The 1765-nt window shown below is 43.3% G+C and carries 3 protein-coding genes and 1 pseudogene; all 4 read left to right on the plus strand.

Features of this window, described 5'->3' with window-relative positions:
* The first annotated feature begins 46 nt into the window (after positions 1 to 46).
* Complete coding sequence (locus ACEW8S_RS06710; RefSeq protein WP_373517401.1) at positions 47 to 313, plus strand: DUF3098 domain-containing protein; 267 nt, start codon at positions 47 to 49, stop codon at positions 311 to 313.
* A 3-nt stretch (positions 314 to 316) separates the two neighbouring features.
* On the plus strand, positions 317 to 1102 hold the full coding sequence (locus ACEW8S_RS06715; RefSeq protein ID WP_373517399.1) for an undecaprenyl-diphosphate phosphatase: 786 nt from the start codon (positions 317 to 319) through the stop codon (positions 1100 to 1102).
* Positions 1103 to 1174: 72 nt separating this feature from the next.
* On the plus strand, positions 1175 to 1462 hold the full coding sequence (locus tag ACEW8S_RS06720) for a nucleotidyltransferase family protein (protein WP_373517400.1): 288 nt from the start codon (positions 1175 to 1177) through the stop codon (positions 1460 to 1462).
* Positions 1455 to 1765, plus strand: a pseudogene (locus tag ACEW8S_RS06725) (hypothetical protein); the annotation flags it as partial. The gene ACEW8S_RS06720 and the pseudogene ACEW8S_RS06725, both read left to right, overlap by 8 nt.

Below are 1765 nucleotides of genomic sequence, written 5' to 3' on the forward strand. Positions count from 1 at the left end.
TAAATCCATAAACTTTTTTCCCGCCACTTTTAACTACTTTTGCAGCATGGCCAAGAGACATACTACAACAACAGATAACCAGCCGAAACAGGAATTCATTTTCCAGAAAAAGAACTACATGTTCATGTTCATCGGTATCGCCTTTATCGCTTTGGGATTTATTTTGATGAGCGGAGGCGGTACCGATGACCCCAATGTCTTCAACGATGAAATCTATCACTTCCGCAGAATTCGATTGGCGCCCACCCTTGTGCTGATAGGGCTTGGCATCGAGGTCTATGCCATTTTGTTGAACCCCCATAAGAAGTCATAGCTTTTGGATTATCTACAGGCCATTATACTCGCCATCATAGAGGGCATCACCGAATATTTGCCCGTTTCCTCCACCGGGCACATGATCATCGCTTCGTCATTTTTTGGTATCGCCTCAGAAGATTTTACCAAATTGTTCACCATTGTCATCCAACTCGGCACCATTCTTTCGGTCGTAGTACTATATTTCAAACGGTTTTTTCAGAGTATCGATTTTTACTACAAACTTTTGGTCGCCTTTATTCCGGCCGTGGTGCTCGGGCTTTTGCTTAGCGATGTCATCGATTCGTTGCTTGAAAATCCGGTTACGGTGGCTATATCCTTGGTTATCGGAGGATTTATTCTTTTAAAGGTAGACGATTGGTTCGGCGATGCCGAGGAGACGCATATTTCGTATGCCACGGCCTTTAAAATCGGACTGTTTCAATGCTTGGCCATGATTCCCGGGGTCTCTCGAAGTGGTGCGAGTATCGTTGGCGGTATGTCCCAAAAATTATCGCGGACAGCCGCTGCCGAATTCTCTTTCTTTCTAGCCGTACCTACCATGTTGGGGGCCACCCTGAAGAAAAGTTATGATTATTACGAGGCAGGCCTTACCTTGACCGGCGAACAAATAAATCTTCTGATTATCGGTAACGTTATTGGTTTTTTGGTCGCCCTTCTCGCCATCAGGACCTTTATCGGATACCTCAGCAGAAACGGCTTCAAAGCCTTTGGTTATTATCGGATAATAGTCGGCATTGCGCTACTTCTGATTCATTATTTTGTGCAGCCTTTGACGGTTGTGTGACCAGGTTATTATCATATACCTACTTTTCAAATACTATCAATTCGTAAAATTTTACTTAATTTTACTAGTATCATGGCCGCTAAAATCAATAAAATAATTATCGATACCATATTACCCCTTAGGCTAAAGGAAATTGGTGTTTTTGGCTCCTATGCCCGTAATGAGATGCAGTCCGATAGTGACATCGATATCATGGTTGATTTGGATGATAGCATATCACTGCTCGATTTGGGCGGTCTATACATGGACTTGACGGAAAACTTAGAAAATAAAATCGACCTAGTAACAAAGAATGGTGTAAACGAAGTTTTTAGAAAATATATCGAGCGCGACTTAATCTCCATTTATAAAAATGGATAAATCTGATAAACCGAACGTCACACCACATAGTTACAAGAGTGAGGAAGATTTCCAGACCGGCCGACTCCTCTTGATCGACAAACCCTTGGCCTGGTCGTCATTTCAGGCGGTCAACAAGCTTAAGTGGGCCATCCGCAAGAAATTCAAACTTAAAAAAATCAAGATCGGCCATGCGGGTACCTTAGATCCCTTGGCAACGGGACTTCTACTTGTGTGTACAGGAAAGTTCACCAAAAGAATCAACGAGCTTCAAGGGCAGATAAAGGAGTATACCGGTACGATTACCTTGGGCGCCACCACCCC

The sequence above is a fragment of the Pricia sp. genome (genome assembly GCF_041745955.1).
Taxonomy (GTDB): Bacteria; Bacteroidota; Bacteroidia; order Flavobacteriales; family Flavobacteriaceae; genus Pricia.

Bases quoted from the DNA above. Each gene is read 5' to 3' on its own strand.
- ACEW8S_RS06710 (WP_373517401.1), top strand. From the start codon at position 47: ATGGCCAAGAGACATACTACAACAACAGATAACCAGCCGAAACAGGAA.
- ACEW8S_RS06720 (WP_373517400.1), top strand. From the start codon at position 1,175: ATGGCCGCTAAAATCAATAAAATAATTATCGATACCATATTACCCCTT.